Origin of the sequence: Rhizobium sp. WW22 (assembly GCF_047041135.1) — a bacterium.
GTDB lineage: Bacteria > Pseudomonadota > Alphaproteobacteria > Rhizobiales > Rhizobiaceae > Rhizobium.
Genome location: NZ_CP178198.1, coordinates 1103932 through 1120588, shown reverse-complemented (window position 1 = coordinate 1120588; position 16657 = coordinate 1103932). Strand labels below are relative to the sequence as shown.

Sequence of the window (16657 nt, the reverse complement as noted above, 5' to 3'; positions counted from 1 at the left end):
AGCGGTTTTGGCTTTTCACACCGGTTTGGGTTTCGACAGCGCGCAATCGACCGCCAGCGCCAGCGCAATGCCGGCGGCATAGGCGACGATATTCCACGGCGAGAATACCCTGCCCAGCAACAGGGCTCCGGCGGCAGTCAATCGAAAAGCATCGAGATCAGGCGTGTGCCAAAGCCGGAAAAACTCTACGGCGACCGCGATGAGCAATGCTGCCGCGGCAATCCCAAAACGCACTGGCGACACGAAGATTGCCGCCAGGAGCCAATAGACCATCGCTCCCCATAGGAGCGAGCCGCCATATTTGACGACCACGAAGGGCAGATTGATCGCATAACCATAGCGCCGCAACGCAAGACCGCTGGCGATGGTGACCAGCAGCGCCACGACCAGAAGCAGTCTCCCACGCTTCAATTTTCGCTGCATGTCCCACAACGCTCCCTGCCCTGATGCACCCGAGTCGCCTGCGACTCAGCAAGGCTGCTTACGATACTCCAAAGCATTCAGAGGGATTGAAAGGCCGCTCCCGTAGCACAAACGACAAAAGGCCGGATGATCGCTCATCCGGCCTTTTATATTTAATCCGAAGCTTAGCCTTAAGCGGCTGCGGCTTCTTCTTCAGCAGCAACGCGAGCCTTGTCGGCTGCGCCCTTGGCATTGACGTCACGATCCACGAACTCGACGACTGCGAGAGCGGCATTGTCGCCCTGGCGGAAGCCGGCCTTCATGATACGCAGGTAGCCGCCGTTGCGGGTGGCGTAGCGGGTTGCGATCGCGTCGAACAGCTTCGAAACGACAGCTGCGTCGCGGATCTGCGAGATGGCCTGACGACGAGCGTGCAGGTCGCCGCGCTTGCCGAGGGTTACCAGCTTCTCGACGATCGGACGAATTTCCTTCGCCTTCGGGAGCGTGGTGACGATCTGCTCATGGGTGATGAGCGAAGCCGCCATGTTGGCGAACATCGCCTTGCGGTGGCTAGCGGTTCTATTCAGCTTGCGGCCGGCTTTACCGTGGCGCATGGCTATTCTCCTTCACTTGCAGGCATCGTTCGCCTGCAGTTTGTTGGTTAGTATTGGTCTTCGTAACGCTTGGCGAGATCTTCGATGTTCTCGGGCGGCCATGCCGGCACTTCCATGCCGAGGTGCAGGCCCATGGAAGCGAGAACTTCCTTGATTTCGTTCAGCGACTTGCGACCAAAATTCGGCGTGCGGAGCATTTCTGCTTCGGTCTTCTGAATGAGGTCGCCGATGTAGACGATGTTGTCGTTCTTCAGGCAGTTTGCCGAACGAACGGACAGTTCGAGTTCGTCCACCTTCTTGAGGAGCGCCGGATTGAAAGCGAGTTCGGTAACTGCTTCCTCTTCGGTTTCCTTCTGCGGCTCGTCGAAGTTGACGAACACGCCAAGCTGATCCTGAAGGATGCGAGCCGCGAACGCGACGGCATCTTCACCGCTGATCGAACCATCGGTTTCGATCGACATGCTCAGCTTGTCGTAGTCGAGAACCTGTCCTTCGCGGGTATTTTCAACCTTGTAGGACACCTTCTTGACCGGCGAATAGAGGCTGTCGACCGGGATGAGGCCGATCGGAGCATCTTCCGCACGATTACGCTCGGCGGGCACATAGCCCTTGCCGTTATTGACGGTGAATTCCATGCGGATTTCGGCACCCTCGTCGAGCGTGCAGATGACATGCTCAGGGTTGAGGATTTCGATATCGCCGACCGTCTGGATGTCGCCAGCCGTTACTACGCCTGGGCCCTGCTTGCGGACGACCATGCGCTTGGCATCATCGCCGTCCATCTTGATGGCGATTTCCTTGATGTTCAGCACGATGTCCGTCACGTCTTCCCGGACGCCCGGGATAGAGGAGAACTCATGCAGCACGCCGTCGATCTGCACAGCCGTTACAGCGGCGCCGCGCAGAGAGGACAGCAGAACGCGACGCAGCGCGTTGCCGAGGGTGAGACCGAAGCCACGCTCCAGCGGTTCGGCCACGAGCGTTGCCTTGGTGCGGCCGCTCGAGGTGAACTCGACCTTGTTGGGCTTGATCAGTTCCTGCCAGTTTTTCTGAATCATGTTTTTGCCTTCCGTTCGTTGCCACCATCCAATCGTGGCAACCGAGCTTGAGTAACACCAAGCCGGGCGCATCTACCCCGGCCGGTGTCGTGAGTGGCGATGATCAGACGCGACGCTTCTTGCGCGGGCGGCAACCATTGTGCGGGATCGGGGTCACGTCGCGGATCGACGTGATCATGAAACCAGCAGCCTGGAGGGCGCGCAGAGCGGATTCACGACCGGAGCCCGGACCGCAAACTTCAACTTCCAGCGACTTCATGCCGTGTTCCTGAGCCTTCTTGGCGCAGTCTTCGGCAGCGATCTGGGCAGCGAACGGGGTCGACTTGCGCGAACCCTTGAAGCCCTTGGCACCAGCGGACGACCAGGCAATAGCGTTGCCCTGTGCGTCGGTGATGGTGATCATCGTGTTGTTAAAGGTCGAGTTGACGTGTGCGACGCCCGACGTGATATTTTTACGCTCGCGACGACGAACGCGTACGGCTTCCTTGGCCATGTTAGTCCTTTCTTGGATCTCTGCACCGCCGTAATGCCAGCGGCTACACCGAAGCGGCACCCATGGAGCACCGCTTCAAACTCAAAAGAGGCCGGCGGACCGCCAGCCTCCCAAATCCGGTTGCCCGGAAATTACTTCTTCTTACCAGCGATCGCCTTTGCCGGGCCCTTGCGGGTGCGGGCATTGGTGTGCGTGCGCTGGCCACGAACCGGCAGGCCGCGGCGATGACGCAGACCACGGTAGGAACCCAGGTCCATAAGACGCTTGATGTTCATCGCGGTTTCGCGACGCAGATCACCTTCGACCTGATAGTCACGGTCGATGGTTTCGCGGATCTGCAGAACTTCAGCATCCGTCAACTGGTTGACGCGACGCTCGGCCGGAATACCAACCTTCTCGCAGATTTCCTGTGCAAACTTCGGTCCAATCCCGTGAATGTAACGAAGCGCAATAACTACGCGCTTTGCAGTCGGGATGTTGACGCCAGCGATACGAGCCACGCCTGTTCTCCTTGCATTCCTTTTGCCTTGGCAAAGGGTCTTGTTATGCAGCCCGGGAGCTGCTTGTTCGATGTGTGTCCGCCACATGTCAAAACGACCGTGCTCGGACTTCCCGTTGGAAATCCGCGCCGATCGCATAGCATGTCGCGAGTTGGCGCGGTGTTTAGCGGAATCAGCGCGAAAAAGCAACCGCTCCGGCAAGTTTATTTTAGGCTATCTAGAGCTTAGCCAGGATAGCCTCTATGCTTTCGGTCACATGCTCGATATCGGCCATGCCATCGATGCTCTGCAACTTACCCTTAGCATAGTAGTAACCGATCAGCGGCGACGTCTCCTTGTAGTAGACTTGGAGGCGAGTCGCCATGGTTTCAGCATTATCGTCAGGGCGGCGCTTGAAATGGGTCGAGCCGCATTTATCGCAGACACCGGCATTTGCAGGAACCTTGTCAGTGTCGTGATAGACGCTGCCGCAGTTCGAGCAGGAATAGCGGCCGGAGACGCGGCGAATCAGTTCGGCATCATCGACCTTCAACTCAATCACAACGGAGAGGTCGAGGCCCTTCGCATTGAGCATTTTTTCGGTGGCATCGGCCTGCACCAAGGTGCGCGGAAAGCCGTCGAGGATGAAGCCCCTGACGCAATCCGGTTGATCGATGCGCTCGGAAACGATCGCATTCACGATCTCATCCGAAACAAGCTTGCCGGCGTCCATGACAGCCTTGGCGCGCTTGCCGACTTCCGTGCCGGCCTGAACGGCCGCGCGCAACATATCGCCCGTGGAAAGCTGCGGAATGCCGTGCTTTTCCACGATGCGCTGGGCCTGGGTCCCCTTACCTGCTCCCGGCGGCCCTAAAAGTATGAGTCTCATCGCCCCCTCTTTCCTCCACGCAACTTCGATTTCTTGATCAGGCCTTCATATTGCTGTGCGATCAGGTGACCCTGAATCTGCGCCACCGTATCCAGCGTTACGCTAACCACGATCAGAAGCGAAGTGCCACCCAGAGACAAGGGAATACCGGTCTGGGATACGAGAATTTCGGGCAGGATGCAGACGAAGACAAGATAGATCGCGCCGATGACCGTGATGCGGGTCAGCACGTAATCGATATATTCGGCGGTGCGCTCACCCGGACGAATACCCGGAATGAAGCCGCCGTGCTTCTTCAGATTGTCGGCCGTGTCCTTCGGATTGAAGACGAGAGCCGTGTAGAAGAAGGCGAAGAAGGCAATCAGAGCGCCGTAAAGCACCATATAGACAGGCTGGCCGTGGCCGAGTGCCGCAACGATCGAGGTAACCCAGGTCGGGAGCGCCGTATTGTTGCCGAGGCCCGCAACGGTTGCCGGCAGCAGCAGCAGCGACGACGCGAAGATCGCCGGGATGACGCCCGAAGTGTTGAGCTTCAGCGGCAGGTGCGACGTATCGCCCTGGAACATGCGCGTGCCGACCTGGCGCTTCGGATACTGGATCAGAAGGCGACGCTGCGCGCGCTCGACGAAGACGATGAGTGCGATGACCAGAATGGCGACGATCAGCACGGCGAGAATGAGCGGCGTGGAAAGCGCGCCGGTGCGGCCGAGTTCGAGCGTACCGGCAAGCGCAGTCGGGAGACCTGCAGCGATACCCGCGAAAATAATCAGCGAGATGCCGTTGCCGATACCGCGCGACGTCACCTGCTCACCAAGCCACATCAGGAACATTGTGCCGCCGAGCAGCGTGATGACGGTGGAGATGCGGAAGAACCAGCCGGGATCAACGACGACGCCGTTGCCGTGCTCAAGGCCGATCGCAATGCCATAGGCCTGCAATGCGCCGAGCAGCACCGTGCCGTAGCGGGTGTACTGGTTGATGATCTTACGGCCCTGCTCGCCTTCCTTCTTCAGGTTTTCGAGCGACGGGACGACCGAGGTCATCAGCTGAACGATGATCGAGGCGGAGATATAAGGCATGATGCCGAGCGCGAAGATCGCCATCCGCTGCACAGCGCCGCCCGAGAACATGTTGAAGAGGCCGAGAATGCCGCCCGACTGATTCTGGAAAGCCTGGGCGTAAGCGGCAGGATTGAGGCCAGGAAGCGGAATGTGGGTGCCGAGCCGGTAGACGAGGAGAGCACCGAGCGTAAACCACAGGCGCTTCTTGAGATCCTCGGCTTTGGCAAAGGTCGAAAAATTGAGGTTGGACGCCAATTGTTCCGCTGCAGAAGCCATGCAAATCTCCGCATCACCAATTCCGGCATAGTCGGCCGAGTCCGGAATCGGTCTGTAAATTGTTCAAAAGCCGGGCTTCGGACGGATTGCGCAGCAATCGGGCGCCTCACCCTTGGTTCCCGTTATCGATCGGAAAGACACTTGCCGCATCGATCAGATTCGTGAGGCTCACATATGGGAGCAAAATCGCCCGAAGTGAAGTCACTTCGGGCGATTATTGATAATATTATTCTGCAGCGGCAGCGAGCAGCTTAACGGAGCCGCCAGCCTTTTCGATCTTCTCGACTGCAGACTTGGAAGCGCCTGCAACTTCAAGAGCAAGCTTCGCCTTCAGTTCGCCGTCCGAGAGAACACGAACGCCGTCCTTGACGCGGCGAATAACGCCGGCAGCCTTGAGAGCCGCTGCATCAACGGTGTTCTTGGCATCGAGCTTGCCGGCATCGACGGCAGCCTGGATGCGTGCCAGCGATACGACGACGTAGTCGGATGCGAAGATGTTGTTGAAGCCGCGCTTCGGCAGACGACGGTAGATGGGCATCTGACCGCCTTCGAAGCCGTTGATCGCAACGCCCGAACGGGACTTCTGACCCTTCACACCACGGCCACCGGTCTTACCGGAGCCGGAGCCGATGCCGCGGCCGAGGCGCTTGCGGCTGTGGGTCGAGCCTTCGTTATCCTTGATTTCATTCAGTTTCATAGCGAATTACCTCCGGCTCACTTCTCGTCGACAACGCGAACGAGATGCTGGACAGCACGGATCATGCCACGAACAGCCGGAGTATCTTCCAGCGTGCGGCGACGGTGCATCTTGTTCAGTCCGAGACCGATCAGCGTCTTCTGCTGAACATCCGGACGGCGGATCGGGCTGCCAATCTGCTCGACCGTAACGGTCGCCTTAGCTTCAGCCTTCTTGGTCGTCTTGGCCATAGGTCAAACTCCCTTATTCTTCGGAGGCGTTGCCCGAAGCGGCGCGGCGAGCCTGCAGGGTGGCATACTTGATGCCGCGCTGAGCTGCGATGTCCTTCGGGTGAACCTGGTGCTTCAGGGCGTCGAACGTGGCGCGAACCATGTTGTACGGGTTCGACGAACCGGTCGACTTGGCAACGACGTCATGAACGCCGAGCGTTTCGAAAACGGCGCGCATCGGGCCACCGGCGATGATACCGGTACCGACCTTGGCCGAGCGCAGCAGAACCTTGCCGGCGCCATGACGGCCATGAACGTCGTGATGCAGCGTACGGCCGTCGCGCAGCGGTACGAAGATCATGTCGCGCTTCGCGCTTTCGGTTGCCTTGCGGATAGCTTCCGGCACTTCACGTGCCTTGCCATGACCGAAGCCTACGCGGCCCTTCTGGTCGCCGACGACGACGAGAGCGGCGAAGCCGAAGCGACGGCCACCCTTAACAACCTTGGCGACGCGGTTAATCGCGACCAGCTTGTCGACGAATTCGCTATCGCGCTCTTCACGGCTCTGACGGTCTTCCCGCGGAGCCCTCTTTTCCTGTGCCATGTCCTCTTCCTTTTTCTTTTCCGGGTGCAATCGGCAAACAAAACGAAGACCGCATGCCTTCCCTTGCGGGAAACCTGCGGTCCGGTGAATATCCGGCCGGCATCCTGGGATCGCCGGCCGGAAATCTGATTAGAAGGTCAGGCCGCCTTCGCGGGCTGCTTCAGCCAAAGCCTTGATACGGCCGTGGTAGATGAAAGCGCCGCGATCGAACACGACTTCCTTCACGCCGGCCTTGGAGGCGCGCTCTGCAACGAGCTTGCCAACGAGGGCTGCGGCTGCGGTATCGGCACCGGTCTTCAGAGAACCGCGCAGATCCTTGTCGAGGGTGGAGGCAGCCGCGAGGGTCTTGCCAGCCACGTCATCGATGACCTGGGCGTAGATGTTCTTCGACGAGCGATGAACCGACAGGCGCGGACGGCCATTGGCCACCGACTTGATTTGGCGGCGCACGCGGTTGGCGCGACGCGCAAGTGCTTCTTTCCTGCTAGCCATTTCGCGTGATCCTTACTTCTTCTTGCCTTCTTTGCGGATGATCCGCTCTTCGGCATACTTAACACCCTTGCCCTTGTAGGGCTCGGGGCCGCGGTATTCGCGGATTTCAGCGGCAACCTGGCCGACCTGCTGCTTGTTGATGCCGGTGACGACGATTTCCGTCGGCTTCGGCACAGCGATCGAGATACCCTGCGGCGGCTCATAAACCACGTCGTGGCTGAAGCCGAGCGCAAGCTGCAGGTTCTTGCCCTGCATGGAGGCACGGTAGCCGACGCCGTTGATTTCGAGCTTGCGCTCGTAGCCGTCCTTAACACCCTTGAGGATGTTCTCGATCATCGTGCGGGACATGCCCCACTTTGCGCGAGCATCCTTGGAGTCGTTGAGCGGCGTCACGACGATTGCATTGTTTTCCAGCTTGAGACCGATTTCGTCGTTAGCGACGAAAAACAGCTCGCCCTTGGGGCCCTTGGCGGTCACTTTTTGGCCATCAACCGTGGCCGTGATCCCTGCAGGTACCTGAACGGGCTTCTTACCGATACGAGACATTTTTCAAACCTGTCTGTTTCGAAGGAGATTTCTGTTCGATCTTAGAAGACCGAGCAGAGAACCTCACCACCAACATTCTGTTCGCGAGCCTGGTGATCGGCCATCACACCCTTCGGAGTCGAAAGGATGGTGATGCCGAGGCCGTTCGCGACCTGCGGAATGGACTTGACCGAGACATAAACCCGGCGGCCCGGCTTAGACACACGGCCGATCTCACGGATCACCGATGCGCCTTCGTAGTACTTGAGTTCGATGTTGAGCTCAGACTTGCCGTTGCCGAAATCGACGACGGAGTAGCCACGGATGTAGCCTTCAGCCTGGAGTACATCGAGAACGCGTGCACGGAGCTTGGACGCAGGCGTCGAAACCGACGACTTGCGGCGCGAAGCGCCATTGCGGATGCGGGTGAGCATATCGCCCAAAGGATCAGTCATAGACATCTAATCTGCTCCTTACCAGCTGGACTTGACGATGCCCGGCACCTTGCCGAGATTGCCGAGTTCACGCAGCGCGATACGCGACATGCGCAGTTTGCGGTAGTAGGCGCGCGGACGGCCAGACACTTCGCAACGATTGCGAATACGGGTCTTCGATCCATCGCGCGGCAGCGATGCCAGCTTCAGAGTGGCCTTGAACCGGTCTTCGATCGAGAGAGACTGGTTCATGATGATTGCCTTGAGAGCAGCCCGCTTCGCGGCCTGGTTGGCAACCGTATTGCGGCGGCGCTTGTTCTTTTCAACTGCGCTTGTCTTCGCCATATCAGGGTTCCTTTTCTACGCTCGTCGTTACGGTTATTGACGGAACGGGAAGTTGAACTCTGTCAGAAGAGCCCGTGCTTCGTCGTCGGTCGTCGCCGTCGTGCAAACGATGATGTCCATGCCCCACATCTGATCAACCTTGTCGTAGTTGATCTCAGGGAACACAATGTGCTCCTTGATGCCCATGGCAAAATTGCCACGACCGTCAAAGCTCTTCGGGTTCAGGCCGCGGAAGTCGCGAACGCGCGGAAGCGCGATGTTGACCAGACGATCCAGGAACTCATACATGCGGGCGCCGCGCAGGGTAACCTTCGCGCCGATCGGCATATTTTCGCGGACCTTGAAGCCAGCGATGGAGTTGCGTGCGCGGGTGATGACCGGCTTCTGGCCAGCGATGGCCGCCAGGTCGGCAGCAGCAACGGTCGGCTTCTTCGAATCAGCCGTCGCTTCGCCAACACCCATGTTGATCACGATCTTGTCCAGCTTCGGGATCTGCATCTCGTTAGCGTAGGAGAACTTCTCCTGCATGGCTGCACGGATGCGAGCAACGTATTCTTTCTTGAGCCGCGGCTCGTACTTTACCTCAGCCATCGATCACTTCTCCCGAGGTCTTCGCCACGCGGACCTTCTTGCCATCTACAACCTTGAAACCGACACGGGTCGGCTTGCCGTCCTTGTCGACGATTGCCAGGTTGGACAGGTGAAGCGAGGCTTCCTTGCTGATGATGCCGGCTTCCTGGTTCTGCGTCTGGCGCTGATGGCGCTTGATGACGTTGACGCCACGAACGACCGCACGGTCTTCCTTCGGCAGCACTTGAATGACTTCGCCGGTACGGCCCTTGTCCTTACCGGTCAATACGACAACCTTGTCGCCTTTACGGATCTTCTGCATCGCTCCGCTCCTTACAGTACTTCTGGAGCCAGCGAGATGATCTTCATGTGGTTCTTGGCGCGAAGTTCGCGCGGAACCGGTCCGAAGATGCGGGTGCCGATCGGCTCTTTCTTGTTGTCGATGAGGACTGCTGCGTTGGTATCGAAGCGGATGACGCTGCCATCCGGACGACGGATGTCCTTGGCGGTACGAACGACGACCGCCTTCATCACGTCACCCTTCTTCACACGGCCGCGCGGAATAGCTTCCTTGATCGAAACGACGATAACGTCGCCGATCGAGGCATACTTGCGCTTCGAGCCGCCCAGCACCTTGATGCACATGACACGACGTGCGCCGGAATTATCCGCCACGTCGAGGTTTGTTTGCATCTGAATCATGTCAGGTCGCCTTCTTGTTGTTACCGGAATGGTTGGGCCAATAGACCCCCTACCCCGGCTTATGGACTAGTGTCTTGTCTGATTATGCCTGGCTTCGCGACCACAAGGATCGTCTCTGCCGGCCATCAATAAAGCAAAAGAACGCCCGTTCTCGAGCGTCCTGCTTCCAAGCTCGTGCTTCATACAGATATTTCGCCCAAGCGCAAGGGCCTGAGCGAAATTCTGTTACTTGGACTGGGCGGAAATGACCGTCCAGGTCTTGTCCTTGGAGATCGGCGCGCATTCCTCGATGGAAACGACGTCGCCGGTCTTGTACTGATTGTTTTCGTCGTGAGCCTTGTACTTCTTGGAACGACGAACGGTCTTCTGGAGCAGCGGGTGAGCGAAACGACGCTCAACGCGGACAACTACCGTCTTCTCGTTCTTGTCGCTGACCACGACGCCCTGCAGAATGCGCTTCGGCATGTTATTTTTCCTTTAGGCCTTTGCTTCTGCCGCCTTCTGGCGGGCAATGGTTTTTACGCGAGCGATGTCCTTGCGGACTTCGTTGATGCGCGAGGACTTCTCGAGCTGGCCGGTCGCCTTCTGAAAGCGCAGGTTGAACTGCTCCTTCTTCAGCTTGGCAAGCTCGTCCTTGAGTTGGTCGGCGCTCAGGGCGCGAACATCTGCGGCTTTCATGAGCTTCTTCCTTACTCTGCAATGCGCTGAACGAAGCGCGTCTTGACCGAGAGCTTGGCAGCGCCGAGGCGCAGAGCCTCACGAGCGATCTCTTCGCTCACACCGTCGATCTCGAACATCATACGGCCGGGCTTGACCTTGCATGCCCAGTATTCGACAGAGCCCTTACCTTTACCCATACGGACTTCGGTCGGCTTTGCGGTTACCGGAACATCCGGGAACACGCGGATCCATACACGGCCGGCGCGCTTCATATAGCGCGTGATCGCGCGGCGAGCCGCTTCGATCTCACGAGCGTTGACGCGGTTGGGCTCCTGCGACTTCAGGCCGAATTCGCCGAACGCCAGATCAGAACCACCCTTGGCAACGCCCTTGATGCGGCCCTTGAATTGCTTGCGGTACTTCGTACGCTTTGGCTGCAACATTTTCTTATTCTCCGAACTTATCTGCCACGTACGCTATCAAGCGTTGTCGCGGCGACGGTCTCTATCGCGATCGCGGCTAGCCGGACCCTGGGCGTCGCCTTCGAGCGCGCGGCGTTCGGAGGCCATCGGATCGTGCTCAAGGATTTCGCCCTTGAAGATCCAGACCTTGATGCCGCAGATACCGAAAGCGGTTTCTGCTTCAGCCGTACCGTAGTCGATGTCGGCGCGCAGCGTGTGCAGCGGCACGCGACCTTCACGGTACCATTCCGTACGAGCGATTTCAGCACCGCCGAGACGGCCGGCGCAGGTGATCTTGATGCCTTCGGCGCCAAGACGCATCGCGGACTGAACGGCGCGCTTCATGGCGCGACGGAAAGCAACACGGCGTTCCAGCTGCTGAGCGATCGACTGGGCAACCAGCGTCGCGTCGATTTCCGGCTTGCGAACTTCAACGATGTTGAGGTGCGTTTCGGAATTCGTCATGTCCGATAGCTTCTTGCGGAGCTTGTCGATGTCAGCGCCCTTCTTGCCGATGATCAGGCCCGGACGAGCCGAGTGGATCGTGACGCGGCACTTCTTGTGCGGACGCTCGATGACCACCTTGGAGATACCAGCCTGCTTCAGTTCGTTCATAACGAACTTGCGCATCTTCAGGTCTTCGTGGAGGAGCTGGCCGTACTCGGCATTGTCCGCAAACCAGCGGCTATCCCAAGTGCGGTTGATGCCAAGACGAAAGCCGATTGGATTGATTTTCTGACCCATTATGCGGCCTCCTCTTGAGCTTCCACTTCACGAACGACGATCGTCAGGTGTGCGAACGGACGCTCGATGCGAGATGCGCGGCCACGGCCACGAGCGTGAAAACGCTTCATGACGATCGACTTGCCGACGTAAGCTTCCGCTACGACCAGCGAGTCAACGTCGAGATCGTGGTTGTTCTCTGCATTGGCGATCGCAGATTCGAGCGTCTTCTTGACGGCTCCTGCGATGCGCTTGCGCGAGAATTCCAGCTCTGCGAGCGCGCGATCAACCTTCTTGCCGCGGATCGAAGCCGCGACCAGGTTGAGCTTCTGCGGGCTGACACGGAGCGTGCGCGCAACTGCCTGCGCTTCATTGTCCTTCAGCCGGCGTTCGGTTTTTGCCTTGCCCATTGTTACTTCCTCTTCGCCTTCTTGTCCGCACCGTGACCATAATAGGTACGGGTCGGGGCGAACTCGCCGAACTTGTGTCCGACCATGTCTTCATTGACGCTGACCGGAATGTGCTTGCTGCCGTTGTAGACACCGAAGGTGAGACCAACGAACTGCGGCATGATGGTGGAGCGACGGCTCCACATCTTGATTATTTCGTTACGTCCGCCTTCACGCACCTTCTCAGCCTTCTTGAGAAGATAGCCGTCAACAAACGGACCTTTCCATACTGAACGAGCCACTTGAGACTTCCTCTCTTACTTCTTGCGCTGATGGCGCGAGCGCATAATCATCTTGTCGGTCGACTTGTTCGACCGCGTACGCTTGCCCTTGGTCGGCTTGCCCCATGGGGTCACCGGATGGCGACCACCGGAGGTGCGGCCTTCACCACCGCCGTGCGGATGGTCGACCGGGTTCATGACAACGCCGCGGTTATGCGGCTTCTTGCCACGCCAACGCGAACGACCGGCCTTACCGTCGTTGATGTTGCCGTGATCCGGGTTCGAAACCGCACCGATCGTTGCGAGGCAGGTGCCGTGCACGAGGCGCTGTTCGCCCGAGTTCAGGCGAAGGATCGCCATGCCCTGGTCACGACCGACGAGCTGAGCATAGGAACCGGCGGAGCGAGCGATCTGGCCACCCTTGCCCGGCTTCATTTCCACATTGTGGATGATGGAGCCGACCGGGATGAACTGAAGCGGCATGGTGTTGCCCGGCTTCACGTCCACTGCCTTTTCCGAAGCGATGACCTTGTCGCCCGAAGCAAGACGCTGCGGAGCAATGATGTAGGCCAGTTCGCCGTCCGTGTACTTCACCAGAGCGATGTAAGCGGTACGGTTCGGATCGTATTCGATACGCTCGACGGTTGCCTCGACGTCGAACTTGCGACGCTTGAAGTCGACCAGACGATAGCTGCGCTTGTGACCACCGCCCTGGAAACGGACGGTGATACGGCCAGTGTTGTTACGGCCACCCTTGGAGGTGAGACCTTCGGTCAGCGACTTGACCGGCTTGCCCTTGTAGAGCGAGGAGCGATCGACAATGACCAGCTGACGCTGGCTCGGGGTCGTCGGATTGAATGTTTTCAATGCCATTTTCTTATTCCTCAGAGACCGGTGGAGACGTCGATCGACTGGCCTTCGGCGAGCGTCACAACAGCCTTCTTCACGTCCTTCTGCTTGCCGACGAGACCCTTGAACCGCTTGGTCTTGCCGAGGCGCAGCAGAGTATTAACGGCCGTAACCTTGACGCCGAAGAGCGCTTCGACGGCAGCCTTGATTTCCGGCTTCGTCGCGGTCTTAGCAACGTTGAAAACAACCTGGTTATTGTCCGAAAGCAGCGTGGACTTTTCGGTGATCGCAGGAGAAACGATCACATCGTAATGGCGAAGATCCGTCACTTGAATCGCTCCTCTAGAGCTTCAACTGCAGCCTTGGACAGCACGAGCTTGCCGCGGCGCAGGATGTCGTAAACGTTGATGCCCTGAACCGGCAGAACATCGATATTCGGGATGTTCTGGGCTGCGAGCTTGAAGTTGCTGTCGAGTTCAGCACCGCCGATGAACAGAGCGTTCGTCAGGCCGAGCGTCTCGAAAGCGCCAGCGAGTGCCTTGGTCTTGGCTTCGGTAGCGACGAGATTGTCGATAACAATCACGTCTTCAGCCTTGAACTTGGCCGAGAGAGCGTGACGCAGGCCGAGGGCGCGAACCTTCTTCGGCAGATCATGCTCGTGGCTGCGGGCGACCGGGCCGTGAGCCTTACCACCGCCGCGGAACTGCGGAGCGCGAGCCGAATGGTGACGAGCGCGGCCCGTACCCTTCTGCTTGTACATCTTGGCGCCGGTGCGCGCTACGTCCGCGCGGCCCTTTGCCTGATGCGTGCCCTGCTGCTTCTTGGCAAGCTGCCAGCGAACGACGCGAGCGAGAATGTCTTCACGCGGCTCGAGGCCGAAAATCGCATCAGAAAGGGAAACCTTCCCGGCGTCTTTGCCCTCGAGGGTCTTGACGTTGAATTCCATTGGTTTGGCTCCCTTACTTCGCTGCCGACTTGACGGCGTCGCGCACGATGATCCAGGCACCCTTGGAGCCGGGAACCGCACCCTTGACCAGGATCAGACCACGATCTTCGTCGGTCGATACCACTTCAAGGTTCTGCGTCGTAACGCGCGTCTGGCCCATGTGACCAGCCATCTTCTTGTTCTTGAACACCTTGCCCGGGTCCTGGCGCGAACCGGTCGAACCATGCGAGCGATGCGAAACCGACACACCGTGCGTGGCGCGCAGACCGCCGAAACCGTGACGCTTGATGGCGCCGGCAAAGCCCTTACCGATCGTCGTGCCGGTCACGTCGACGAGCTGACCCGCCGTGAAGTGACCTGCGTTGAGCTCGGTGCCGACTTCAAGCAGATTGTCTTCCGTGACACGGAATTCTGCGAGCTTGGCCTTCGGCTCTACGCTTGCAACGGCGAAATGGCCGCGAAGAGCCTTCGTCGTGTTCTTAACCTTAGCCTGGCCGGCACCGAGCTGAACTGCGGTGTAGCCATTCTTTTCAACTGTGCGCTGGGCTACGACCTGGCAGCCATCCAAACGCAATACGGTAACCGGGACATGCTCGCCGGCGTCGTTATAGACGCGGGTCATTCCCACCTTCTGTGCAATCACACCTGAACGCATCGGTTCAATCCTTCTCACTCAGCTCGAGGACCGGAGGTCTCAGAGCTTGATCTCAACATCGACACCGGCGGCGAGATCGAGCTTCATCAGCGCGTCTACCGTCTGCGGGGTCGGGTCAACGATGTCGAGGAGGCGCTTATGCGTGCGCATCTCGAACTGCTCGCGGCTCTTCTTGTCGATGTGCGGGGACCGGTTTACCGTAAACTTCTCGATACGAGTCGGAAGCGGAACGGGGCCCCGGACGCTTGCACCGGTGCGCTTCGCCGTCGACACGATCTCGCGCGTGGAAGCATCGAGAATCCGGTGATCGAACGCCTTCAGGCGAATGCGGATATTTTGGCCGTTCATTCGACGTTATCCTTGTGTTTGTTATCTCGCGTGCCTTTCGAAAAGGCACGGTTTGTTCTGTTTCCTAAGGCGGACCACCGGTTTCAAAGATCGAGAGGGACGCCGGCTACGGCATCCCTATCCACTCTTTAGGCCTTTCGGCCCACCTTATTGTTAATTTCATTGGCCACTTCGTCATCCGAAGCAGCGCGCAAATCGCGCTCGCGCGCCATTTGCAACATTTCTATGTCATAAGCAAGCGGCTAGTGCCGCTTGCATCATAATATTGTCATCGAATCGGCCACTCGGATGGAGTGGCCGTCTTCGAATTACTCGACGATGGATGCAACGATGCCAGCGCCGACGGTACGGCCGCCTTCGCGGATTGCGAAGCGAAGCTTTTCTTCCATCGCGATCGGAACGATCAGCTCAACGGCAACCGTGACGTTGTCGCCAGGCATAACCATTTCCGTGCCTTCCGGAAGCGTCACGATGCCCGTCACGTCAGTCGTACGGAAGTAGAACTGCGGACGGTAGTTCGTGAAGAACGGCGTATGACGGCCGCCTTCTTCCTTCGTCAGGATGTAGGCTTCAGCCATGAACTTCTTGTGCGGCTTCACCGAACCCGGCTTGCACAGGATCTGACCACGCTCGACGCCGTCACGGTTAACACCGCGAACCAGCGCGCCGATGTTGTCGCCGGCCTGGCCCTGGTCGAGCAGCTTGCGGAACATTTCAACGCCGGTCACCGTCGTCTTCGACGTCGGACGGATGCCGACGATCTCGACTTCTTCACCAACCTTGACGATACCGCGCTCGACGCGGCCCGTCACAACCGTACCACGGCCGGAGATCGAGAACACGTCTTCGATCGGCATCAGGAACGGCTGGTCGATCGGACGCTCAGGCGTCGGGATGTAGGCGTCAACCTGAGCCATCAGCTCGCGGATCGCATCTTCGCCGATCTTCTTGTCCGAATCTTCAAGGGCTGCAAGCGCCGAACCCTTGACGACCGGGATATCGTCGCCCGGGAAGTCGTAGGACGACAGAAGTTCGCGAACTTCAAGCTCGACGAGCTCGAGAAGCTCGGCGTCGTCAACCTGGTCGACCTTGTTCAGGAACACGACGATCGCCGGAACGCCAACCTGGCGAGCGAGCAGGATGTGCTCGCGCGTCTGCGGCATCGGGCCGTCGGCGGCAGAGCAAACCAGGATCGCGCCGTCCATCTGAGCGGCACCCGTGATCATGTTCTTGACGTAGTCGGCGTGGCCGGGGCAGTCAACGTGCGCATAGTGACGGTTCGGCGTCTCGTATTCAACGTGGGCCGTCGAGATCGTGATACCACGAGCCTTCTCTTCCGGAGCCGCGTCGATCTGGTCGTACGCCTTGAACTCGCCGAAGTACTTCGTGATCGCTGCCGTCAAGGACGTCTTGCCGTGGTCAACGTGACCGATCGTACCGATGTTAACGTGCGGCTTATTGCGCTCAAACTTACTCTTTGCCATTTTCGGCTCTC

General features: G+C 58.8%; 29 protein-coding genes. All 29 read right to left on the bottom strand.

From position 1 onward, the window contains the following. Positions 1–15 precede the first annotated feature (15 nt). Entirely contained in the window at positions 16–423 is a 408-nt protein-coding gene (locus ACK83U_RS05635; RefSeq protein WP_183710271.1) for a DUF2809 domain-containing protein, read from the bottom strand. A 170-nt stretch (positions 424–593) separates the two neighbouring features. After that, positions 594–1016 (bottom strand): 50S ribosomal protein L17, encoded by a 423-nt coding sequence (gene rplQ / locus ACK83U_RS05630; RefSeq protein ID WP_015339614.1) that lies wholly within the window; start codon positions 1014–1016, stop codon positions 594–596. 47 nt (positions 1017–1063) lie between these two features. Beyond that, on the bottom strand, positions 1064–2074 hold the full coding sequence (locus tag ACK83U_RS05625; protein ID WP_112337464.1) for a DNA-directed RNA polymerase subunit alpha: 1011 nt from the start codon (positions 2072–2074) through the stop codon (positions 1064–1066). 103 nt (positions 2075–2177) lie between these two features. Next, complete coding sequence (gene rpsK, locus ACK83U_RS05620) at positions 2178–2567, bottom strand: 30S ribosomal protein S11 (protein WP_004118426.1); 390 nt, start codon at positions 2565–2567, stop codon at positions 2178–2180. Between the two features lie 131 nt (positions 2568–2698). Next, positions 2699–3067, bottom strand: a complete 369-nt coding sequence (gene rpsM / locus ACK83U_RS05615) for a 30S ribosomal protein S13 (protein WP_004118424.1) — start codon at positions 3065–3067, stop codon at positions 2699–2701. Between the two features lie 217 nt (positions 3068–3284). Next, complete coding sequence (locus tag ACK83U_RS05610) at positions 3285–3935, bottom strand: adenylate kinase (protein ID WP_112610041.1); 651 nt, start codon at positions 3933–3935, stop codon at positions 3285–3287. After that, positions 3932–5272 carry a preprotein translocase subunit SecY gene (gene secY, locus ACK83U_RS05605; RefSeq protein ID WP_015339610.1) on the bottom strand — a complete coding sequence of 447 codons (1341 nt, stop codon included), beginning with the start codon at positions 5270–5272 and terminating at the stop codon, positions 3932–3934. The genes ACK83U_RS05610 and secY overlap by 4 nt, the downstream gene beginning before the upstream one ends. A 226-nt stretch (positions 5273–5498) precedes the next feature. Beyond that, positions 5499–5969 (bottom strand): 50S ribosomal protein L15, encoded by a 471-nt coding sequence (gene rplO, locus ACK83U_RS05600; protein WP_095434669.1) that lies wholly within the window; start codon positions 5967–5969, stop codon positions 5499–5501. A 17-nt stretch (positions 5970–5986) separates the two neighbouring features. Beyond that, entirely contained in the window at positions 5987–6199 is a 213-nt protein-coding gene (rpmD, locus tag ACK83U_RS05595; protein WP_007690786.1) for a 50S ribosomal protein L30, read from the bottom strand. A 13-nt stretch (positions 6200–6212) separates the two neighbouring features. Further along, positions 6213–6782, bottom strand: a complete 570-nt coding sequence (gene rpsE, locus ACK83U_RS05590; RefSeq protein WP_004118414.1) for a 30S ribosomal protein S5 — start codon at positions 6780–6782, stop codon at positions 6213–6215. Positions 6783–6911: 129 nt separating this feature from the next. Continuing rightward, complete coding sequence (gene rplR, locus ACK83U_RS05585; RefSeq protein ID WP_004118412.1) at positions 6912–7274, bottom strand: 50S ribosomal protein L18; 363 nt, start codon at positions 7272–7274, stop codon at positions 6912–6914. Positions 7275–7286: 12 nt separating this feature from the next. Beyond that, positions 7287–7820: a 50S ribosomal protein L6 gene (gene rplF, locus ACK83U_RS05580; protein WP_015339608.1), complete on the bottom strand. Its 534-nt coding sequence runs from the start codon at positions 7818–7820 to the stop codon at positions 7287–7289. 41 nt (positions 7821–7861) lie between these two features. Continuing rightward, the gene (gene rpsH, locus ACK83U_RS05575) at positions 7862–8260 is read right to left on the bottom strand and encodes a 30S ribosomal protein S8 (protein ID WP_015339607.1); all 399 of its coding nucleotides are present in this window, start codon (positions 8258–8260) and stop codon (positions 7862–7864) included. Positions 8261–8272: 12 nt separating this feature from the next. Continuing rightward, positions 8273–8578 carry a 30S ribosomal protein S14 gene (gene rpsN, locus ACK83U_RS05570; RefSeq protein WP_004118406.1) on the bottom strand — a complete coding sequence of 102 codons (306 nt, stop codon included), beginning with the start codon at positions 8576–8578 and terminating at the stop codon, positions 8273–8275. Between the two features lie 33 nt (positions 8579–8611). Beyond that, positions 8612–9169, bottom strand: a complete 558-nt coding sequence (gene rplE, locus ACK83U_RS05565; RefSeq protein ID WP_015339606.1) for a 50S ribosomal protein L5 — start codon at positions 9167–9169, stop codon at positions 8612–8614. Further along, positions 9162–9470: a 50S ribosomal protein L24 gene (gene rplX / locus ACK83U_RS05560; RefSeq protein ID WP_015339605.1), complete on the bottom strand. Its 309-nt coding sequence runs from the start codon at positions 9468–9470 to the stop codon at positions 9162–9164. Before rplX ends, rplE begins: the two co-directional genes overlap by 8 nt. A gap of 11 nt (positions 9471–9481) precedes the next feature. Next, a complete protein-coding gene (rplN, locus tag ACK83U_RS05555; RefSeq protein ID WP_003573790.1) occupies positions 9482–9850 on the bottom strand; it encodes a 50S ribosomal protein L14 in 369 nt (122 codons plus the stop codon). A gap of 225 nt (positions 9851–10075) precedes the next feature. Further along, a complete protein-coding gene (gene rpsQ, locus ACK83U_RS05550) occupies positions 10076–10315 on the bottom strand; it encodes a 30S ribosomal protein S17 (protein WP_015339604.1) in 240 nt (79 codons plus the stop codon). A gap of 12 nt (positions 10316–10327) precedes the next feature. Beyond that, positions 10328–10528 carry a 50S ribosomal protein L29 gene (rpmC, locus tag ACK83U_RS05545; RefSeq protein ID WP_007690763.1) on the bottom strand — a complete coding sequence of 67 codons (201 nt, stop codon included), beginning with the start codon at positions 10526–10528 and terminating at the stop codon, positions 10328–10330. Positions 10529–10539: 11 nt separating this feature from the next. Next, positions 10540–10953, bottom strand: coding sequence for a 50S ribosomal protein L16 (rplP, locus tag ACK83U_RS05540; protein ID WP_004118395.1), 414 nt, complete (start codon positions 10951–10953; stop codon positions 10540–10542). A 36-nt stretch (positions 10954–10989) separates the two neighbouring features. Further along, positions 10990–11715: a 30S ribosomal protein S3 gene (rpsC, locus tag ACK83U_RS05535; RefSeq protein ID WP_004118393.1), complete on the bottom strand. Its 726-nt coding sequence runs from the start codon at positions 11713–11715 to the stop codon at positions 10990–10992. Then, positions 11715–12104 (bottom strand): 50S ribosomal protein L22, encoded by a 390-nt coding sequence (gene rplV / locus ACK83U_RS05530; RefSeq protein WP_015339603.1) that lies wholly within the window; start codon positions 12102–12104, stop codon positions 11715–11717. Before rplV ends, rpsC begins: the two co-directional genes overlap by 1 nt. 2 nt (positions 12105–12106) lie before the next feature. Then, entirely contained in the window at positions 12107–12385 is a 279-nt protein-coding gene (gene rpsS, locus ACK83U_RS05525; RefSeq protein WP_015339602.1) for a 30S ribosomal protein S19, read from the bottom strand. A 15-nt stretch (positions 12386–12400) separates the two neighbouring features. After that, the gene (gene rplB / locus ACK83U_RS05520) at positions 12401–13237 is read right to left on the bottom strand and encodes a 50S ribosomal protein L2 (protein ID WP_015339601.1); all 837 of its coding nucleotides are present in this window, start codon (positions 13235–13237) and stop codon (positions 12401–12403) included. Positions 13238–13248: 11 nt separating this feature from the next. Next, a complete protein-coding gene (locus ACK83U_RS05515) occupies positions 13249–13542 on the bottom strand; it encodes a 50S ribosomal protein L23 (protein ID WP_015339600.1) in 294 nt (97 codons plus the stop codon). Further along, positions 13539–14159, bottom strand: coding sequence for a 50S ribosomal protein L4 (gene rplD / locus ACK83U_RS05510; RefSeq protein ID WP_015339599.1), 621 nt, complete (start codon positions 14157–14159; stop codon positions 13539–13541). Before rplD ends, ACK83U_RS05515 begins: the two co-directional genes overlap by 4 nt. Before the next feature lie 13 nt (positions 14160–14172). After that, entirely contained in the window at positions 14173–14814 is a 642-nt protein-coding gene (rplC, locus tag ACK83U_RS05505; RefSeq protein WP_015339598.1) for a 50S ribosomal protein L3, read from the bottom strand. A 39-nt stretch (positions 14815–14853) separates the two neighbouring features. Then, positions 14854–15162: a 30S ribosomal protein S10 gene (rpsJ, locus tag ACK83U_RS05500; RefSeq protein WP_003547547.1), complete on the bottom strand. Its 309-nt coding sequence runs from the start codon at positions 15160–15162 to the stop codon at positions 14854–14856. A 308-nt stretch (positions 15163–15470) separates the two neighbouring features. Next, on the bottom strand, positions 15471–16646 hold the full coding sequence (tuf, locus tag ACK83U_RS05495; RefSeq protein ID WP_015339584.1) for an elongation factor Tu: 1176 nt from the start codon (positions 16644–16646) through the stop codon (positions 15471–15473). Between the last annotated feature and the right edge of the window lie 11 nt (positions 16647–16657).